The following is a 17,945-nucleotide window of genomic DNA, read 5'->3' as shown; positions in this document are numbered from 1 at the left end:
GCCGTAATATGGCTGGTCACCTCATCTCAGTAATACTGCGCCATGAGAAAGTATTATCCCGAGCGACGGCGACCGCCGAGTATGCACATCCCGGACGGGTATGTCGACCTGCCGCTGGCCGTGCTGTTCGCCGCGCTGTCGGTGGCGGCGCTGAGCTACGCCGCGCGGCGCGTCGGCGGGGAGATATCGGACACCCGGGCGCCACTCGTGGGCGTCGTCGCCGCGGGCGTGTTCGCCGCACAGATGCTCAACTGGCCGATCCCCGGCGGGACGAGCGCCCACTTCGTCGGCGGCGCGTTCGCCGCCATCCTGCTCGGTCCCCACCTCGGCGCGCTCGCCGTGGCGACGGTCGTCGCGGTCCAGGCGCTCGTGTTCGGGGACGGCGGGCTCGTCGTCCTCGGCGCGAACGTGTTCAACATGGCCGTCGTCGAGGTGTACGTCGGCTACGCCGTCTACCGGCTGGTCGCCCCCTACGGCGAGTTCCGCGCGGCCTTCGCCGCCGGCTGGCTCGGCATCACCGCCGGCGCCGTCACCGCCGGCCTCCAGCTCGGCCTCTCGTCGGCGTTCCAGTACGAACTGCTGACCGCGCTGGCGATCATGGGCGTCGGCCACCTCGTCCTCGGGCTGGTCGAGGGCGCCATCACGGCCGTCGTCTACCGCTACCTCGCGCAGGCGCGCCCGGACCTGCGGCCGACGACCGCGCCGGAGCCGGAGGTGAGCGCCTGATGGCCCCCGGCTGGTTCCCGAAGGCGGTCGCCGTCCTCGTCGCGCTGGCCCTGCTGGCGCCCGCCTTCGGCTGGGCGGCCGGCCAGGTCGGCTACGCCGAGCCGCTGGAGAACGCCGCCGAGGCGACCGGCGCGACCGACGACGCCGAGCCGGTCGACGTGGCACCCCTCCCCGGATACAGCGTCCCCGGCCTCGGCACTGCGCCCGGGACCTTCGTCTCCGCGGCCGTCGGGACCGGCCTGACCCTCGTGGTCGCGCTCGGGATCGGTCGCCTGCTCGGGAGCGACGCCGACGCCGACACCGACGCGGTGCGGTGACCGGACAACCGAGATGAGCCGGGCCGACCTCCTCGACCGCACGCTCGCCGGGCTCTCCGGGCGCGCCCGGTGGTTCCTCCTCGCCGAGGACGCGCCCGACCGCGCGGGGTTCCTGCAGGCCGTCGCGCCGAGCGTGAAGCTCGTCGGGCTGGTCGCGCTCGTCGCGCTGACGGTCACGCGGCGGGACCTCCAGGGGGTCGCCGCGCTGGCGGCGCTCGCCGGGGCGCTCGCGGTCGCCTCCCGCGTCCCCGCGCGGGCGTTCGCGGGCCGCGTCGCCGGCCCGCCCGCGTTCGCGCTCGTCGCCGTCGCGCCACAGGCACTGCTGATGGGCGGCCCCACGCTCGGCGGGTCGCCCCTCTCGGCGGCCGGCGTCGGCTACGTCGCGGTGTTCACCGCCCGGGTCGGCGTCTGCGTGGCCTTCCTCTCGCTGCTGCTGCTGACGACCCGCTTCTCGGACCTGCTCGGCGGGCTCGCCCGCCTGCGCGCGCCTGCCATCGCCGTCTCGCTCCTGGCGATCACCTACCGCTACCTCCTCCTCTTTTTCGCGGAACTCGAACGGATGGCCCGCGCGCGCCGGAGCCGGACGGTCGCCGAGCCGGACCTGCGGCGGACGTGGCGCGACTCCGGGAACTTCCTCGGGACTTTCCTCCTGCGCAGCGTCGAACGGGGAGAACGCGTCGAACGCGCCGCCCGCGCCCGTGGCGGGGGTGGCGGCCCGCGGCCGACCGCCGGTCGAACACCGCTCGGCCGGGCCGACGCCGCGTTCGGCCTGGTCGTCCTCGCCGCCGTCGTCGGGGTGGGACTGGCGTGAGCGACGAGGACGCGGCCGATGCCGTGAACACCGCCGACGCCCCCGCCATCGACGCGACCGGCCTCCGCTACGCCTACCCGGACGGCACGCCGGCGGTCGACGGCGTCGACGTGACGGTCGGCCGCGACGAGCGCATCGCCCTGCTCGGCCCAAACGGGGCCGGCAAGTCGACGCTGCTCCAGTTGCTCGGCGGCCTGATCGACCCCGACGATGGACGGGTCCGGTACTTCGGGGAGACGGCCGACGCCGACGCCGTCCGCGACCGGCTGAGCGTCCTCACGCAGAACCCCGCCGACTACCTGTTCAACCCCACAGTTCGAGAGGACCTGGCCTACGGCCCCGCCCAGCAGGACCTCCCCGACGGCGAGGCCGAGGCCCGCGTCGAGCGCGTCGCCGAGCGACTCGACCTGACCGAGCTGCTGTCGAAGCCGCCCTTCCGTCTCAGCGGCGGCCAGCAGCGCCGGGCGGCGCTCGCGAGCGCGGTCACCGTCGAGCCCGACGTTCTCCTGCTGGACGAGCCCGTGAGCGACGTGGACGCCGCCAACCGCGAGACGGTGCTGGCCCTGCTCGACGAATTGGCCGCCGCCGGCACCACGGTCGTCGTCTCGACGCCGGACACGGGGCTGGTCCCCCAGGTCGCCGACCGCGTGGTACTGCTGGACGGGCGCGGCCGCGTCGCCGCGACCGGCCCCACTCGGGAGGTTCTGACCGACACCGCCCTGCTGACCGACTGCGACCTGCGGCCCCCGCAGGTCGTCCGGCTGTTCGACGGCCTGGCCGACGACCCGCCGCTGACCGTCGAGGCGGCCCGCGACCGGCTCGCCGGCCGCGATCCCTGATCGAAAGTTCGATTCTTCCTGCCGAAACCGAACGATCGAATCGAAATTCGAGATCGGACGGTGCTATTTGCGCCGAAGCGAACCGCCTTGGGACGGGTATCCAAATAATCGCGCAGATGATCGACTATCGACCGATCCTGTCGACGGACGTGGTGGTATGACCGAGGAACTCGTCCCCGGCGAGGTGCGGACGGCGGAGGGCACAGTGACCATCAACGAGGGCCGGGAGACGGCGGAGGTGACCGTCGGCAACGCGGGCGACCGGCCGGTGCAGGTGGGGTCGCACTTCCACTTCTTCGAGGCCAACGCGGCCCTGGCGTTCGACCGCGAGGCCGCCTTCGGGAAGCGCCTGAACATCCCCGCCGGGACGGCGGTCCGGTTCGAGCCCGGCGACGAGCAGACGGTCGAACTCGTCGCCATCGGCGGCAAGCGGGTCGCCCACGGGATGAACGGGCTCGTGAACGGCAGCGTCGACGGCGACGCCGCCGCGGCCGTCGAGCGCGCCGAACGCCAGGGGTTCGGCGGCATCCCCGACCAGGCCGGGAAGCTCGACGGCGAGGACGCCGACGGAGCGGGAGCCGAGCACGCGGAGGACGAGCCATGACACGCGAGGTCGACCGCGAGGCCTACGCCGAGCTGTACGGCCCGACCACGGGCGACCGCGTGCGCCTGGGCGACACCGAGCTGTTCGTCGAAGTCGAGGAAGATCTCCGCACGCCGGGCGACGAGGCGGTCTTCGGCGGCGGGAAGACGCTGCGGGACGGCCTCGGGCAGTCCCCGGGCACCACCCAGGAAGAGGGCGCACTCGATTGGGTGCTGACGAACGCACTCGTCATGGACCCGGTTTTGGGGATCGTGGCCGCGGACATCGGCATCCGCGACGGGGAGATCGCCGGCGTCGGCAAGGCCGGCAACCCCGACACGATGGACGGCGTCGACATGGTCGTCGGCCCGTCGACCGACGTGTACCCCGCCGAGGGGAAGATCGCCACGCCCGGCGGGCTAGACATCCACATCCACTTCAACTCCGCGCAGTTGCACGACCACGCGCTCGCGTCGGGCATCACGACGATGCTCGGCGGCGGCTACGGCGGCGGCGCGACGACGACGACCACCGGCCCCGAGAACATCAAGCGGTTCCTGCAGGCCGCCGAGGAGTGGCCGGTCAACGTCGGCTTCTACGGCAAGGGCAACGCCTCGAAACCCGGTCCCCTGCGCGAGCAGGTCGAGGCGGGCGCCTGCGGGCTGAAGCTCCACGAGGACTGGGGGTCGATGCCCGCGGCGATCGACACCTGCCTCGACGTGGCCGAGGAAGAGGACGTGCAGGTGTGCATGCACACGGACACGCTCAACGAGGCGGGTTTCGTCGAGAACACGTTCGCCGCCGTCGACGGGCGGACGATGCACCTGTTCCACATCGAGGGCGCCGGCGGCGGCCACGCCCCGGACATCATGGAGATGGTCGGCCAGCCGAACATGCTCCCCTCCTCGACCAATCCCTCGATGCCCTACACCGTGAACACGTTCGACGAGCACCTCGACATGGTGATGGTCTGTCACCACCTCAACCCCGACGTGCCGGAGGACGTGGCCTTCGCGGAGTCGCGCGTGCGCGCTGAGACCATCGGCGCCGAGGACGTGCTCCACGACGTTGGCGCCATCTCGATGATGACCTCCGACTCCCAGGCGATGGGCCGGATGGCCGAGGTGGTCTGTCGCACCTGGCAGACCGCCTCGAAGATGAAGAGCCAGCGCGGCGCCCTGCCGGAGGACGAGGCGGCCGACACCCACGACGACGCGGACAACTTCCGCGCGAAACGGTACCTCTCGAAGTACACCATCAACCCCGCCATCTCGGCGGGCATCGACGACTACGTCGGCACGCTCGAACCCGGGAAACTCGCCGACGTGGTGCTGTGGGATCCGGCCTTCTTCGGGATCAAGCCCGCGATGACGTTCAAGGGCGGGTTCCCCGTCTACTCGGAGATGGGCGAGGCCAACGGCTCGCTGATGACCTGCGAGCCCATCATGCAACGGCCCCGCGCCGGCGCGGCCGGCAAGGCGAAACACGGCCTGTCCCTTTCCTTCGTCAGCCCGGCGGCCGCCGAGGCGGGCGTCGGCGAGGCGTACGGCCTCGACTGCCCCGTCGTCCCCGTCTCGGGCGCCCGCACGCCCGGGAAGGGCGATATGCACTACAACGACTACTGCCCCGACGACATCGAGATCGACCCCGAGACCTTCGAGGTGGAGGTCGACGGCGAGGTCGTCTCGGCGGAACCGAGCGAGGAGTTGCCCCTCGCCCAGCGGTACATGCTGTGAGGTACTCAGAATGAACTTAACGCCCAAAGAGCAGGAGCGGTTGACGGTCTTCATGGCCGCGGAGCTCGCCCGGCGCCGCAGGGAGCGCGGCGTCAGGCTGAACCACCCCGAGGCGGTCGCGTACATCTCCGACTGGTGCGTCGAGCGCGCCCGCGACGGCTGGGACGTGGCCGAGATCCGCGCCGAGGCCTCCCAGCTGCTGGACCCCGACGACGTGATGCCCGGCGTCCCGGAGATGGTCGACATGATCCAGGTCGAACCCGTCTTCCCCGACGGGACGAAGCTCGTCACCGTCCACGACCCCATCCGGTCGTCGGGCGCGATGGACCCCGGCAGCGACGACGGGGCGGCCGCCGACGGCGGCGAGCCGGCGGGCGACGCCGAGACGGACGCGGCGGACGCCGAGGAGGCCGACTCGTGAGCCTCACCCACCGCGACGTGGCGACGGTCGGCATCGGCGGTCCCGTCGGGTCGGGCAAGACCGCGCTCGTCACCGAACTCGTCCCGCGACTGCGCGAGGCGGGGCTGGACGTGGGCGTCATCGCCAACGACGTGCTCACCCAGGAGGACGCCGACGCGTTGCGCGAGCGGTTCGCGGGCGTCGTCCCCCCGGACCTGGTCGCCGGCGTCGAGACAGGCGCCTGCCCCCACACGGGCATCCGCGAGGACCCGTCGATGAACCTCGCACAGATCGACGACTTCCTGGCCGACCACCCCGACCTCGATCTGGTCATCGTCGAGAGCGGCGGCGACAACCTCGCTGCCACGTTCAACCCCGAGCTCGCGGACTACTCGCTGTACGTCATTTCGGTGGCGGAGGGCGAGGACATCCCGCGCAAGCGCGGCCCGGGCGTCGTCGAGTGCGACCTCCTCGTGATCAACAAGACCGACCTCGCGCCCCACGTCGACGTGGACCTGGACGTGCTGGAGGCCGACGCCGCCGACGTGCGGGACGGCCCGTTCGTCTTCACGAACTGCAAGGCCGGCGAGGGGGTCGACGAGGTGCAGGAACACGTCAGCGAGGGCGTGCTCTTCGCATAGATGGCCGCCGACACGCCAGAGCGACCGGCGAACCGACGGACGGCCGACGAGCCGCCCCACCCCGCGTTCGCCGAGTACGCCGGGGAGTCGCTCCCCGCGGCGGCGGTCGGCTCGCCGGGCAAGGACGGCCGTCTGGAACTGCACTTCGCCGCCGACGAGGCGGGCGAGACGAACCTGGTGCGGGACCTGGCGCGCGCGCCGTTCCACGTCAGCGGCACGCTCGGCCACGACCCGCTGCCCGAAGCGGAGACGGTGTACGTCCAGTCGCCGACCGGCGGCGTCGCGCAGGGCGACCGCCACGACGTGACCGTCGAGGTCGGGTCCGGCGCCGTCGCGCACGTCTCCACGCAGAGCTCCCAGAAGGTGCTCTCGATGGCGCGCAACTACGCCGCCGCCGACGTGTCACTCTCCGTGGGCCGGAGCGGCCACCTCGATTACGTGCCCGAGCCGACCATCCTCCACGAGGACTCGCGGTTCTTCCAGGGGGTCGACCTCGACCTCGCGCCGGACGCGAGCGCGGTCGTCGGCGACGCGGTCGTCCCCGGTCGCCTCGCCCGCAGCGAACGGTTCGACTTCGAGCGGTACCTCTCCCGACTGCGCGTCCGCCGCGACGGCGACCTGCTGGTCGACGACGCGACCCACCTCCGGCCGGCCGACGCCGACCCCTCGGCGGCCGGCGTCATGGGCGAGTTCGCAGTCCTGGGGACGCTGTACGTGCTCGTCCCGGCGAGCGAGGCCAGCGCGCTCGACGACCTGAGCGACCGCCTCCACGCGGTCGCGACGGACGCGGCCACAGATATCGGGGACGGCGACGACCCCGCCGACGACGGCCACGACGACACCGTTCGGGCGGGCGCGACGCGACTGCCGAACGACGCGGGGTGCGTCGTGCGGGCGCTGGGCCATCGCGCGGAGACCGTGACCGCCTCGCTCCGGGCGGCCTGGGACGAGGCGCGAACCGACCTGCTGGGCGCGGGCGCGCCCGAATCCAGGAGGCCCTGATGCTCGTCGCCGAGGAGTTCGTCGGGACCGTCGACGACGAGGCGGTCGCCGAGCGCGTCGATCGGGCCGACCCGCTCCGGATAGCGGTCGACGGGACCGAACGGCGGCGCTCGCGGTTCCGCACGACGGCGGAGGACGGCACCGACCTGGGCGTCGTCGTCGCCCGGGAACTGCGCGACGGCGACGTGCTCACCACAGGGGACCGGCTCGTCGTCGTCTCGCTCGAAGCGGTCGAAGCGATGGTCGTCGACTTCGCCGGAGTCGACAATCCCGACCGGGCGGCCGTCACCGCAGCGCTCGAACTGGGCCACGCCGTCGGGAACCGCCACTGGGACCTGGCCGTCGAGGGCGGCCGCGCGTACCTGCCGCTGGCGGACACCCGCGAACGGATGGAGGACACCGTCGAGCCCCACCTCCCCGACGGCGCGACCGTCGGGTACGAGGAGGTCCCGCCGACGCTGTTCGACGAGGACGGCGGCGCCGGCGGCCACTCGCACGGGAGCGGCGAGGCCGGTCACTCCCACGGGCATAGCGACAGTGGTCACAGCCACTCGCACGGTGGGGGCACCCACTCCGACGGCCACGGCGACGGCGGCCACGACCACGGCGTCCGCACGCTCGACCCGAAATCGGGGGGCGACGACGGCGGCGACTTCGCCGGAGGTGACGACTCGTGAGCGACGAGGCGACGCTGGAGTCGCTACGGCTGGCCGACTCGTTCCTCCCGGTCGGGACCGATAGCGTCTCCTACGCTCTGGAACAGTTCGTCGCGGACGACGCCGTGACCGACGCCGACGACCTCCGGGACCTCGTGGCGACGGTCCTCCGGCGGCAACACGGCCACGCCGACCTGGTTGCGCTGCGGGCGGCCCACGCGGCGGCCGACGAGGGCGACTGCGACGCCGTCGAACGCGCGGACCGGCGGCTGACCGCGGCGACGCTCCCGGCGGAGTTCCGCGAGAGCTCCGAGCGGACGGGCGACCGGCTGCTGGCGCTCCAGCGGGACCTCCGCGACGACGCGCTCCTCGACGAGTACGGCGCGGCGGTCGAGGCGGGCGAGGCGCCGGGCAACTACGCGGTCGTCCTGGGGACCGTCGCGGCGCTGGCGGACGTGCCCGTCCGCGAGGCGTGCCTGCTGGCCTGTCACGAGTTCGCCACCGCGCAACTGGCGGCGGCCCAGCGGCTCATGCGCCTGGGGTCGACCGACGTGCAGCGCACCCTCGACGACCTGCGGCCGGCGATGGTCGACGCCGTCGAGGCGAGCGCCGACCGCGGGGTCGACGACATGACGCCGTTCGCCCCGCTGGTCGACGCGCGCTCGGCGGGCCACGAGCGGGCCGAGCGGCGGCTGTTCCTGAGCTGAGCGGGCCGAGTTCGCGGGGCCGGGCCGTGCGTCCGGTCAGACCGAGTCGAGGTCGAGGTCGACGGCGTACCAGTCGAGGGCGAAGACGACGAGGGCGCCGACGACGGCGGCGCCCGCGAACGCCTGAATCGTGGGCGCGTTCCAGACGACGGCGTACTCCTCGCCGTTGAGCGTCACGATGGGCGCCCGGAGCGCCCCCAGCACCAGTGCGACGAGGAAGGCGAAGGTCACCTCGCGATTGTAATCGAGCGCGCGGCGGATGACCCGCGAGACGGTGAACAGGCCGACGAGGCCGCCGCAGACGAACGTCACGACGACGACGCCGCGGTCGATCATCGGGCCGATGCCGCCGCCGGTGACCGCGCCGATGAGCGCGTCGATGAACGCCGAGAGCGTGGAGGACATCCGCTCGTACTGGCTCAGGATGACGAGCACGAGCGACCCGGAGATGCCGGGGAGGATCATCGCGCTGATCGCCAGCGCGCCCGCGCCGAACACGACCGGGAGCCCGCCGGATTCCAGCACTTCGCCGTAGCCCGAGACGACGAACGCGACCGCGAAGCCCGCGACCGCGGCGACGACCTCGGGGAGCGTCCGGACCGACACGGCCCGGAAGAGGATGGCCGCCGAGGCGCCGATCAGCCCGAAGAAGAAGCCGAACAGCAGGACCGGCGCCGCCTCGTTGGCGACGTCGACGACCCGGGTGACGAGGATCACGGCCGAGAGGATGCCCGCGAGCAGCGCGACCAGGAACCAGCCGTCGACCTCCTCGAGGACGGCGGCGGCCCGGTCGAGCGAGACCCCGCCGTCGAGGGGGGTGAGCGCGACGACGCCGTCGAAAAAGCGGCCGGGCGTGACCTCGTTGATCGCGGTGATGAGTCGTTCGTAGACGCCGGCGATGAGCGCGATCGTGCCGCCGGAGACGCCGGGGACCGCGTCGGCGGTGCCCATGAACAGGCCGACCACGAAGGTCCGCGCCCACTCGCGGACCGGCGGGACCGACTCGCGCAGCGTCACCTCGTCGCGGGCGCTGTCCGGGGCTGTCGTCATTCGGCTACACGTTCGCCTATCGGCGGGAAGTCTCTTGTGGAACGGGCGACCGCGGGCGGGCCGGGCGACCCGGCCGCGGCCGACCGACGCGATAGTCCGGACGCGGTGTCCGGATGGCGTGGGTTCGGGTGGGTGGGTGTGGGTGGTTCGGGTGCGGGTTCCGAACGGGGTGAGCGTTCGGGCCGCGGTGGAATGGTGTGTGCCGAGCGACCGCCCCGGCCGCTCGGTCGGGTGGCGGTCACGCGGGCGGTCGGCCGCCGTGACTCGGAACCTGACGGCTCCGGTTTCACTCGACGACCGCGCCGGGGATCGTGGCCGCTCCTGTCGCCATTCCGATCTTCGATTCGGACCGCGGTTATGTAAACCTTATTGGTAGATAATATAACTATAACAGCTGTCACGATCCGAGACCGGATCCGGCCCGCGCCGACGGGGCGACCCCGGACCTGTGTCCCTGTCACCCAAAGAACAATACCGTCCGAGCCGTTTCGTGTCGACAGATGCAAACGATCCACGCTGTCGGGCCGGGAGGCCACCGGCCTGAGACCGGCGGCGGAGCCGTTGCCGCGCGCGGGAGTCGGTCACGGCGGAGCGGCGGGACCGACCCCCCGGCCGTCGCGGGGCGACGATGACCGGGCGACCGCTCGGGGTCGCGCTCCTGGTCGCGGCGGCGGTCGTCGGCCTGGGGGCGGTCGCCGCGGTCGACCCCGGGAACCCGGCCGAGGGCGTCGACCGGGAGCGAAACGGGTCCATCGTCGAGCGCCAGCCGTTCGTCGGGGGCGGCGGCGGGTCCGGGGTCTACCTCGACCTCCCGTTCTCGGTCCCGGGGGGCGTCACGGTCCCGCTGCCCGGTCCCCTGGTGGTGCTCTCCGCGCTCGCCGTCGGGCTGGCGGCCCTCTGGTACCGGTCCGACGCGGACGTGTCGCTGGAGGGGATCGGTGACTCCGACGCGAGCGACGACCCCGGCGACGTGGACCTGTCGGCGGTGGGCCGGGCGGCCGGCGCGGCCGCCGACCGGATCGACGCCGACGCCGACCTCACCAACGAGGTGTACCGCGCCTGGGACGAGATGCGCGCGCTCGTCGACGCGGGCGACCCCGACACCACCGCGCCGGGGGAGTTCGCCGAGGCCGCCGTCGCCGCCGGGATGGACCCCGACGACGTGGCCGAACTCACCGAGCTGTTCGCGGAGGTGCGCTACGGCGGCCGCGACCCCGCCGACCGCGCCGACCGCGCCGTCGCCGCCCTGCGCCGCATCGAGCGGGCCTATGCTGACGAGGGCGACGCCCCGGGCGGCGACGCTCCGGACGACGAGAGCGAGGGGGACGACGCGGGCGGGAGCGACGACTCCCCGACTGGCGACGGGAGCGACGACTCCGGAGCGATCGACGACGACGCGGGCGATGACTCCGGAGCGGTCGACGGCGGGAGCGGGACGGACGACGGGGCCGGACGGGAGGGGGACGACCGATGAAGCGGCGAGGCTGGGCGGGCGTCGGAGCGGTCGCCGTCGGGCTGGCGCTGGCCGTGTGGGGCGGCGGCCCCGGCGGATCGCGGGTCACGGCCGCGCTCGCGGCGCTCGCGGCCGCGGCGGCGGTCGTCGCGGGGCTGGCGACCGCGGCGGGCCGCCGGTTCGTCGAACCCGATCGCTGGCGCCCGCCGGACCCGGAAGGGGGATACCTGGTCCCCGTCCCCGGCGACGAGGACCCGACGTTCGCCGGGGCGCGGGACCGCACCCGGGCGACCGCCAACGCGGCCGCCGACCCCGACGAGACCGGCGGGGGAGGCGAAGACACCGAGACGACCGGCGGATCGGCGGTCGTCTCCCACGCGACGGGGCACTGGACGGGCGCGGCGGCGGTCGCGCTCGCGCTGGGCGGGCTCGGCGTCCTCTCGCGGACCCCGGGGCTCGTGCTCTCCGGCGTCGTCGGCGCGGCCGTCGCGGGCTACGCCGGCGCGGTCGAGCCGCCGGTCCGGGATCCCGGAACCGGCGAGCCGACCGTCGGCGTCCGCCGTCGGCTCGCCGACGACTCCCCCGATCCCGGCGACCGGGTGACCGTCGGGGTCGAGGTGCGAAACGAGAGCGACGACTACCTGACCGACGTGCGCGTCGTCGACGGCGTCCCCGACGAACTGGCGGTCGTCGCGGGGTCGGCCCGCCACGGCGCGCCGCTGCCCCCGGGCGAGCGGACGACGTTCACCTACACCGTGCGGGCGACGCGGGGCGAACACGACTGGGACCCCGCGGCGGTGACGGTCGCGGACCCCAGCGGCGCGGTCGAGTACGGGACGACCGTCAGCGGCGTCTCCCAGTCGCCGGGCCCGGCGACGACGATGCGGTGTACCCTCCCGGTGCTGGACGGCGAGCGGGTGCCCGTCGGCGGGACGACCGCCGGGTTCGCCGGCCGCGTCGAGACCGACGAGGGCGGCCCCGGCATCGAGTTCCACGCCACCCGCGAGTACCGCCGCTCGGACCCCCTCTCGCGGATCGACTGGGGGCAACTGGCCAAGACGGGCGAGCTGGCGACCGTCGAGTTCCGCGAGGAGCGGTCGGCGACGGTCCAGATCCTCGTCGACACGCGGCGGGCCGCCTACCGCGCGCCGGCCCCCGACGGCTACCACGCCGTCGAGCGCGGCGTCGACGCCGCCCACCGCGTGTTCGACGCGCTCCTCGACGCCGGCGACCGCGTCGGCTTCGAGACGTTCGGCCGCGAGCGGGAGGGCTGTCGGCTCGCGCCCGGCGCCGGCGGCGACCACCGCGCCCGCGGCCGCGAACTGCTGAACGTCCACCCCGCGCTGTCGCCGGTCCCGCCCGCCCGGAAGCTCCACGAGCGCTACCCGCCCGACCGCCGCGCGACCCTCCGGCGCGAGCGGATCCGCCGGATCCACCGCCGGCTCGACCCCGACACGCAGATCATGCTGGTCTCGCCGTGTTGCGACGACTACCCCCGCCAGGTCGCCCGCCGGCTCGCCGCCTACGGCCGGGAGGTGACCCTCGTGAGCCCCGACCCGACCGTCCGCGACACCGAGCCCCACGAGCGCGCCGCCGACGAGCGCGACGAGCGGCTGTCGGCGCTCCGGTCGGCCGGCGTCCGCGTCGTCGACTGGGGGGCGGACGAACGGTTCGACGCCGCGCTCGCGCGGGCCCGCAGGCGGTGGTCGGCGTGAGCGACGCGAGCGATCGACTGTCGGACGACTCCGGGTCCGTCGCCGGTCCCGGGAGCCAGTCGGGGGCGGGCCCCGGGTCGGAAGCGGGTTCCGAGTCGGTCGGGTCGACCGAGGACACCGAGCCGGCCGAGCGCGAGGTCGAGACCGCGTCGGGCGACGGGCGAGCCGGCGGGTCCGAGACGGAGCCGGAGACGGCGCGGCCGGGGCGGGCGGGCGCGTCGGTCGACCGCTCGCCCGCGCGGACGAGCGCCGGCGTCGCGGTCGCGCTCGCGGCGGTCGCCGCCCTGTGGCTCCCGTCGATCGGCGGCCGCGCGCTCGGACTCGTCGGGGCGGCGCTGGTCGGCCTCGGCGCCGTCCGGGGCGGTCGACAGGCGGTCACCGCCGGGGCGGTCGCGCTGGTCGCGGGCGTCGCCGCGGCGGGGCTGGCCGGCGCCGCGGTCGTCCCGCTGGTCGGCGCGACGCTGTGTACCCTGCTGGCGTGGGACGCCGGTCGCTACGGGATCACCGTCGGCGAGCAGCTCGGCCGCGGGGCGTCGACGACCCGCCTCGAACTCGCCCACGTGACCGCGACCGCGGCCGCCGGGACCGCGGCGGCGGTGCTGGGTTCCGTGACCTACCTCGCGGTCGGCGCCACGACGGACGGCGTCGCCGTCGTCGTCCTCCTCGTCGGCGTCGGGCTCCTCGTCTCGGCGCTCCGCTGATCGGTCGTCCGTATCCCGAGGTCCCGGCCGGGTCCGGACCGGAGCTCCGGGGCGTTACTTCGGCACGAACACGAGCGGGTGGTGGCGCCAGGCCCAGCGGGTGTCGGGCCTGTCGACCACCGACCAGGCGCTCTGTGGCCAGGTCCCCAGCGCGTCGTGGATGCGCTCGTACGACAGCAGGTTCTCGCCGTCGAGCAGGAGCCGAAAGCGGTCCTCGAAGCGGTCGGCGTCGAACTGCGAGTCCTCGCCGAGGTACTCGTCGGGCTCGTCGGCCATCCGCCGCCAGTGAGCGCGGGCGAGCCGGTTCTGGTAGTTGAAGACGAGGTAGCCGCCGTCCGCGACGGCGTCGTACATCGCCCGCAGGGCGTCCTCGACCTCGCGGACGTAACAGAGCGTGAAGTACGAGAAGACCACATCGAACTGCCGGTCGGGGTCGAAGTCGGGCAGTACGGCGCGCTCGAAGGCCACGTCGGCGTCGCGGTCGCGGGCGCGTTCGCGGTTCTCGGCGAGGACGGGCTCGGCGGCGTCGTAGCCGACCACGTCGGCCTCGGGGTAGGCCTCCGCGACGGCGAAGGCGACGTGGCCGGGGCCACAGCCCACGTCGGCGAAGGCGTCGGGGCGGCCGGTCTCGGCCAGGAAGTCGACGACCGCGTCGGTCGCGTGGTGGGCGCTCGGGGCGGCGTCGGCGCGGTCGCCCTCGTCGGCGTCGGTCCAGAAACGGTGCCAGTCGATGGTGTCGTCGTGGGTGGCGTCAGTCATGCGGTGGTGAGTCGCTGTCGTCGGCGAGCGATACTTCGCGGGTCCGCGTCGGCGTTCAGGTCGCGTCGCCGGTCGACTCCGTCCCGGTCCCGGCCTCGTCCTCGTCGCCGCAGTCGTCCGTCCCCGATCCGTCGGCGGTCGTGAATCCGTATGGTGCGAGTACTGTCATGTGAGCGTAGCCGCGGCTGGTCGGCGAGCGATGCGTCCGGGCCGAAGCGACCGAGAGCCCTCGACGCTCTCGGGATACCGACGTAGTCGCCACTCCCGGATAAAATTTACTACTTCAATTAAGTTTACTCTTCACTTACAAATTCGCGCGCCTGGGATTTAAAGTTTGGGGGGCGCGGCAGGTTCGACCAGGCAGACTGGTCGGACAGGCGGGTCCAGTCGGCGGTCGCGGCGGGCGCGGGCGGGGTGGGGAAAGCGAACGGTATTAGTGCGTGTCGGGGCGAGTACATCCCAATCGATGACATCCGATTCGCCCGATTCCGACCCGGCGGCGCCTCGCGGCGACGCGGACGCTCTCCGACCGGACGGCGGGGTCGACGCCGAAGGCGCGGACGACACGACGCTGGACCCGTGGGGCTCGGCGACGGTCTCGGACTACCGCAAGCTGTTCGCCGAGTTCGGCATCGAGGAGTTCGACGAGGTCCTGCCCGAGGTGCCCGACCCCCACTACCTGATGCGCAGGGGGGTCATCTTCGGTCACCGCGACTACCGCCCGGTCGCCCGCGCCATGCGCGACGGCGAGGACTTCGCCGCGCTCTCGGGGTTCATGCCCACCGGCGACCCGCACATCGGCCACAAGCTCGTCTTCGACGAGATCATCTGGCACCAGCGACAGGGCGGCGACGCCTACGGCCTCATCGCCGATCTGGAGGCCCACAGCGCCCGCGGGCTGACCTGGTCGGAGATCGACACCCACGCGCGCGACTACGTCCTCTCCCTGCTCGCGCTGGGGTTCGACCCCGAGGAGGGCGAGCTGTATCGGCAGTCCACCAACCGCGACGTGCAGGATCTCGCCTTCGAACTCGGCGTCGAGGCGAACTTCTCGGAACTCCAGGCGATCTACGACTTCGACGGCGAGACGGACGTGTCGCACATGCAGAGCGTCGTCACGCAGATGGCCGACATCCTCTACCCCCAGGCCGACGGGCCCCGCCCCACGGTGATCCCGGTCGGCCCCGACCAGGATCCCCATATGCGGCTGGCCCGGGACCTGGCCGCGCGGATGCGCTACTTCCGGGTCACAGAGGCGTTCGCCGGCTTCGAGGTCGACGACGAGGGCGAGCGCGCCCTGCTCGGTGAGGTCTACGAGTCGCTGACTGCGGGCGAAGGCGGCGACGGCGACGGCGACGCGGCCGACGACGATGACGGGGACGACACGCTCCGCTGCGAGGACGCCGCGGAGGCGCTGCGCGCCGACCGCGAGGCCTACGAGGCGACCGGCTACGACGGCGCGACGGTCGAGCGCGTCCTGGAGAAGCTGGAGAACGCCGGGATGGAGCCGATCCGCCGGCGGACCCGCTTCCTTGGCCGCAACGCGACCGACACCGCCTTCGACGCACTCGTCGAGGCCGTCGACGGCGAGAAGCGCGTCTACGAGGAGCACGTCGACGCGTTCGACCTCGGCCGGGAGGAGGCCGAAGACCTCGCCCGCGAGGTCGAGACGGATCACGGCGGCTACGGCTTCCGCGCGCCCTCGTCGATCTATCACCGGTTCATGACCGGGCTCACGGGCGGCAAGATGTCCTCGTCGGTGCCCGCCTCCCACATCTCCCTGCTCGACGACCCGGAGGACGGCTACGACAAGGTCAAGGCGGCGACCACGGGCGGCCGCGAGACCGCCGAGAAGCAGCGCGAGCTCGGCGGCGAGGCCGACGAGTGCCCGGTCTACGAGCTGTACGCCTACCTGCTCGCGGGCGACGACGACGAGTTCGCCACCGAGGTCTACGAGGAGTGCGTCGGCGGCGAGCGCCTCTGCGGCGGGTGCAAGGAGCAGGCCGCCGAGCTGATGGCCGAGTTCCTCGAGGACCACCAGGACAAACGCGAGGAGTGGGCCGACAGACTCGACGAACTCGACATCGACCTCGACGTGGCGGCCGACCGGCGGGGGTAGCGAGGTCCGACCGAAGGGAGGACCTCGAAGAGGCGAGCGGGGAGGAACGACCCGCAAGCGGCACGTACCGCCGGGCCGTCCGGCGTCGACCCGGCGCGCATCCGGGTCGATCCCGGGGCGAGCCCGAGCCATTTCCCAAGGATAATGAGGGTAAGTGGCATACGGGAGAGCAGATGACAGACAGTGGCAGCGGACGGGGTGGTATCGACACCGACGAGCGAGACCGGGTCGGCCGCGCGATGGCGACCGTCCGGTCGGTCGCCGTCATCGCGCTGGTCGTCACGGCCGCGAGCCTCGCCGGGTGCGGGATGCTCGGCGGCGGTGGCGGCGGCGACGGCGGCGACGGCGGTGCCGGCGGGAACGTCGACGCGCCGCGGGAGGTCAGCGAGCCGATGGATCCCTCCGCGAGCGAGGTGTACTCGCGCGTCCAGGGCATCATCGGGGCGGAGGCGTCGGCGCCGAACGTCCTCGTCAGCAACCTGGCGACGGACCAGAACATCTCGAACGCCTACCTGACGGCGACGATCGGGCTCCCCGAGAACCCCTCGTCGACGCTGGTCGAGTCGATCAACGTCTCCTACGACCCCGAGGACGACGCGGTCGTGTTCAACGAGGAGACGGTCTACGACATGACCGGCCCCCAGATCGAGGCCGCGCTCGCCTACGGCTTCGCCGTCTCGCTCCACTACAAGAACGACTGGATCGAGAACAACCGGACGATCCTCGGCTACGAGCGGCGGGCGCTCGTCACCGGGACGGTCGGTGAGGCCACGCGGGCCTACGTCGACGAGCACATGGACGGCGAGACGGAGTACGCGGTCCCCTCCTTCGAGGAGACGGGCGCCTACCGCTGGGCGTTCGAGGGCGCGATGGAGTACTACGGCGCCCAGTACGTCGACTCCGCGGTCGAGTCACCGTCCGAGATCCCGTCGATCTACGAGGACGGCGGCCCGGCGACCACCGAGCAGATGCTCCACGACACCGACGAGGCCGCGATGGACCTGACGCTCGACGCCTCGGCGTCGAACTGGTGGACCGTCGAGAACATCCCGTTCGGCTCCGGCGCCGGCACGTTCGGTGAACTCGGCACCCGCGCGATCCTCCGGAGCCACCTCTCGGAGTCCGAGGCCGCTGCGGCCGCCGACGGCTGGGGCAACGACTCCGCCGTCGCCTTCCGCTCGGTCCGCAACGAGTCGACGGGCGTCGTCTGGGTCCACCGCTGGGACTCGGCGAGCGAGGCCGACGAGTTCGTCAACGCGACCGAGGCCTACGCCGACGCCCGGGAGGACGGCAAGTACGCCATCAACGTGACGCGACCCGCCGAGGACGCGACCGTCGTGGTCGCCCACCGCGGGAACTTCATGTCGAACGCGGAGATCGCCTACGAGGGCGGTACCGCCGAAGTCGTCGTCGGCGGCGGCGCCCCGTAGCGCCCCGCGCGGTTTCCGTTTTCTCCAGTCGAACCTCTCCGGGTCGAACCGACCGTCACTCCTCGATCTCGATCTCTATCGGTTCGGCGCCGGGCTCGACGCGGTCGCGCTCGAAGCGGTCGGCCAGCCGCCAGCTCGCGACGGCCCCGAGCGTCCCGAGGGCGACCCCCGCCCGGACCCCGGTGTCGCGGTCGCGCAGGACGCGACCGACGACGTAGCCCACGAGGAAGTTGATCGCGAAGTTGAACACGGCGCTCCGAGTGCGGTCCATACGCGCCCTTTGTGACCCGGGGGCATAGA

At 73.1% G+C, this 17,945-nt stretch carries 19 protein-coding genes; 16 read left to right on the top strand and 3 right to left on the bottom strand.

All coding sequences use genetic code 11. From position 1 onward, the window contains the following. Positions 1-81: 81 nt before the first annotated feature. The 11 genes from ACMGFI_RS16855 (at position 82) to ACMGFI_RS16805 (ending at position 8,418) form a co-directional block, all read left to right on the top strand. Positions 82-726, top strand: coding sequence for an energy-coupling factor ABC transporter permease (locus tag ACMGFI_RS16855; protein WP_436911027.1), 645 nt, complete (start codon positions 82-84; stop codon positions 724-726). Next, on the top strand, positions 726-1,043 hold the full coding sequence (locus ACMGFI_RS16850; protein ID WP_436911026.1) for a PDGLE domain-containing protein: 318 nt from the start codon (positions 726-728) through the stop codon (positions 1,041-1,043). Before ACMGFI_RS16855 ends, ACMGFI_RS16850 begins: the two co-directional genes overlap by 1 nt. A gap of 13 nt (positions 1,044-1,056) precedes the next feature. After that, positions 1,057-1,854 (top strand): cobalt ECF transporter T component CbiQ, encoded by a 798-nt coding sequence (cbiQ, locus tag ACMGFI_RS16845; protein ID WP_436911025.1) that lies wholly within the window; start codon positions 1,057-1,059, stop codon positions 1,852-1,854. Continuing rightward, positions 1,851-2,693, top strand: coding sequence for an energy-coupling factor ABC transporter ATP-binding protein (locus tag ACMGFI_RS16840; RefSeq protein ID WP_436911024.1), 843 nt, complete (start codon positions 1,851-1,853; stop codon positions 2,691-2,693). Before cbiQ ends, ACMGFI_RS16840 begins: the two co-directional genes overlap by 4 nt. A 157-nt stretch (positions 2,694-2,850) precedes the next feature. Further along, positions 2,851-3,297, top strand: a complete 447-nt coding sequence (locus tag ACMGFI_RS16835; RefSeq protein ID WP_436911023.1) for an urease subunit beta — start codon at positions 2,851-2,853, stop codon at positions 3,295-3,297. Further along, complete coding sequence (gene ureC / locus ACMGFI_RS16830) at positions 3,294-5,012, top strand: urease subunit alpha (protein WP_436911022.1); 1,719 nt, start codon at positions 3,294-3,296, stop codon at positions 5,010-5,012. The genes ACMGFI_RS16835 and ureC overlap by 4 nt, the downstream gene beginning before the upstream one ends. A 10-nt stretch (positions 5,013-5,022) precedes the next feature. Beyond that, positions 5,023-5,433 (top strand): urease subunit gamma, encoded by a 411-nt coding sequence (locus ACMGFI_RS16825; RefSeq protein WP_436911021.1) that lies wholly within the window; start codon positions 5,023-5,025, stop codon positions 5,431-5,433. After that, positions 5,430-6,053, top strand: a complete 624-nt coding sequence (gene ureG, locus ACMGFI_RS16820; RefSeq protein ID WP_436911020.1) for an urease accessory protein UreG — start codon at positions 5,430-5,432, stop codon at positions 6,051-6,053. Before ACMGFI_RS16825 ends, ureG begins: the two co-directional genes overlap by 4 nt. Next, a complete protein-coding gene (locus ACMGFI_RS16815) occupies positions 6,054-7,055 on the top strand; it encodes an urease accessory protein UreD (protein ID WP_436911019.1) in 1,002 nt (333 codons plus the stop codon). Next, the gene (locus ACMGFI_RS16810) at positions 7,055-7,732 is read left to right on the top strand and encodes an urease accessory protein UreE (RefSeq protein ID WP_436911018.1); all 678 of its coding nucleotides are present in this window, start codon (positions 7,055-7,057) and stop codon (positions 7,730-7,732) included. Before ACMGFI_RS16815 ends, ACMGFI_RS16810 begins: the two co-directional genes overlap by 1 nt. Next, positions 7,729-8,418 carry an urease accessory protein UreF gene (locus tag ACMGFI_RS16805; RefSeq protein WP_436911017.1) on the top strand — a complete coding sequence of 230 codons (690 nt, stop codon included), beginning with the start codon at positions 7,729-7,731 and terminating at the stop codon, positions 8,416-8,418. The genes ACMGFI_RS16810 and ACMGFI_RS16805 overlap by 4 nt, the downstream gene beginning before the upstream one ends. A 36-nt stretch (positions 8,419-8,454) precedes the next feature. On the opposite strand, the gene ACMGFI_RS16800 is transcribed toward ACMGFI_RS16805, so the two are convergent. Then, complete coding sequence (locus tag ACMGFI_RS16800; RefSeq protein ID WP_436911015.1) at positions 8,455-9,468, bottom strand: DUF368 domain-containing protein; 1,014 nt, start codon at positions 9,466-9,468, stop codon at positions 8,455-8,457. 628 nt (positions 9,469-10,096) lie between these two features. On the opposite strand from ACMGFI_RS16800, the gene ACMGFI_RS16795 reads away from it, so the two are divergent. The 3 genes from ACMGFI_RS16795 to ACMGFI_RS16785 are packed head-to-tail and all read left to right on the top strand — an operon-like array spanning position 10,097 to position 13,337. Next, entirely contained in the window at positions 10,097-10,942 is an 846-nt protein-coding gene (locus ACMGFI_RS16795) for a DUF4129 domain-containing protein (protein WP_436911014.1), read from the top strand. Next, a complete protein-coding gene (locus tag ACMGFI_RS16790) occupies positions 10,939-12,636 on the top strand; it encodes a DUF58 domain-containing protein (protein ID WP_436911013.1) in 1,698 nt (565 codons plus the stop codon). Before ACMGFI_RS16795 ends, ACMGFI_RS16790 begins: the two co-directional genes overlap by 4 nt. After that, positions 12,633-13,337 carry a DUF7519 family protein gene (locus ACMGFI_RS16785; protein WP_436911012.1) on the top strand — a complete coding sequence of 235 codons (705 nt, stop codon included), beginning with the start codon at positions 12,633-12,635 and terminating at the stop codon, positions 13,335-13,337. Before ACMGFI_RS16790 ends, ACMGFI_RS16785 begins: the two co-directional genes overlap by 4 nt. A gap of 54 nt (positions 13,338-13,391) precedes the next feature. On the opposite strand, the gene ACMGFI_RS16780 is transcribed toward ACMGFI_RS16785, so the two are convergent. Beyond that, entirely contained in the window at positions 13,392-14,096 is a 705-nt protein-coding gene (locus tag ACMGFI_RS16780) for a class I SAM-dependent methyltransferase (RefSeq protein ID WP_436911011.1), read from the bottom strand. Between the two features lie 466 nt (positions 14,097-14,562). Between ACMGFI_RS16780 and ACMGFI_RS16775 the strand changes: the two genes are divergently transcribed. Further along, on the top strand, positions 14,563-16,215 hold the full coding sequence (locus ACMGFI_RS16775) for a tryptophan--tRNA ligase (protein WP_436911010.1): 1,653 nt from the start codon (positions 14,563-14,565) through the stop codon (positions 16,213-16,215). Between the two features lie 173 nt (positions 16,216-16,388). Then, a complete protein-coding gene (locus ACMGFI_RS16770) occupies positions 16,389-17,645 on the top strand; it encodes a hypothetical protein (RefSeq protein ID WP_436911009.1) in 1,257 nt (418 codons plus the stop codon). A gap of 55 nt (positions 17,646-17,700) precedes the next feature. Here ACMGFI_RS16770 and ACMGFI_RS16765 read toward each other — a convergent pair whose 3' ends face one another. After that, positions 17,701-17,916, bottom strand: coding sequence for a hypothetical protein (locus ACMGFI_RS16765; protein WP_436911008.1), 216 nt, complete (start codon positions 17,914-17,916; stop codon positions 17,701-17,703). Positions 17,917-17,945 lie beyond the last annotated feature (29 nt).

Source organism: Halosimplex marinum, from assembly GCF_051414075.1.
Lineage (GTDB): Archaea > Halobacteriota > Halobacteria > Halobacteriales > Haloarculaceae > Halosimplex > Halosimplex marinum.
The sequence above is the reverse complement of the archived record's forward strand: the minus strand, read 5'-3'. Positions and strand labels throughout refer to the sequence as shown.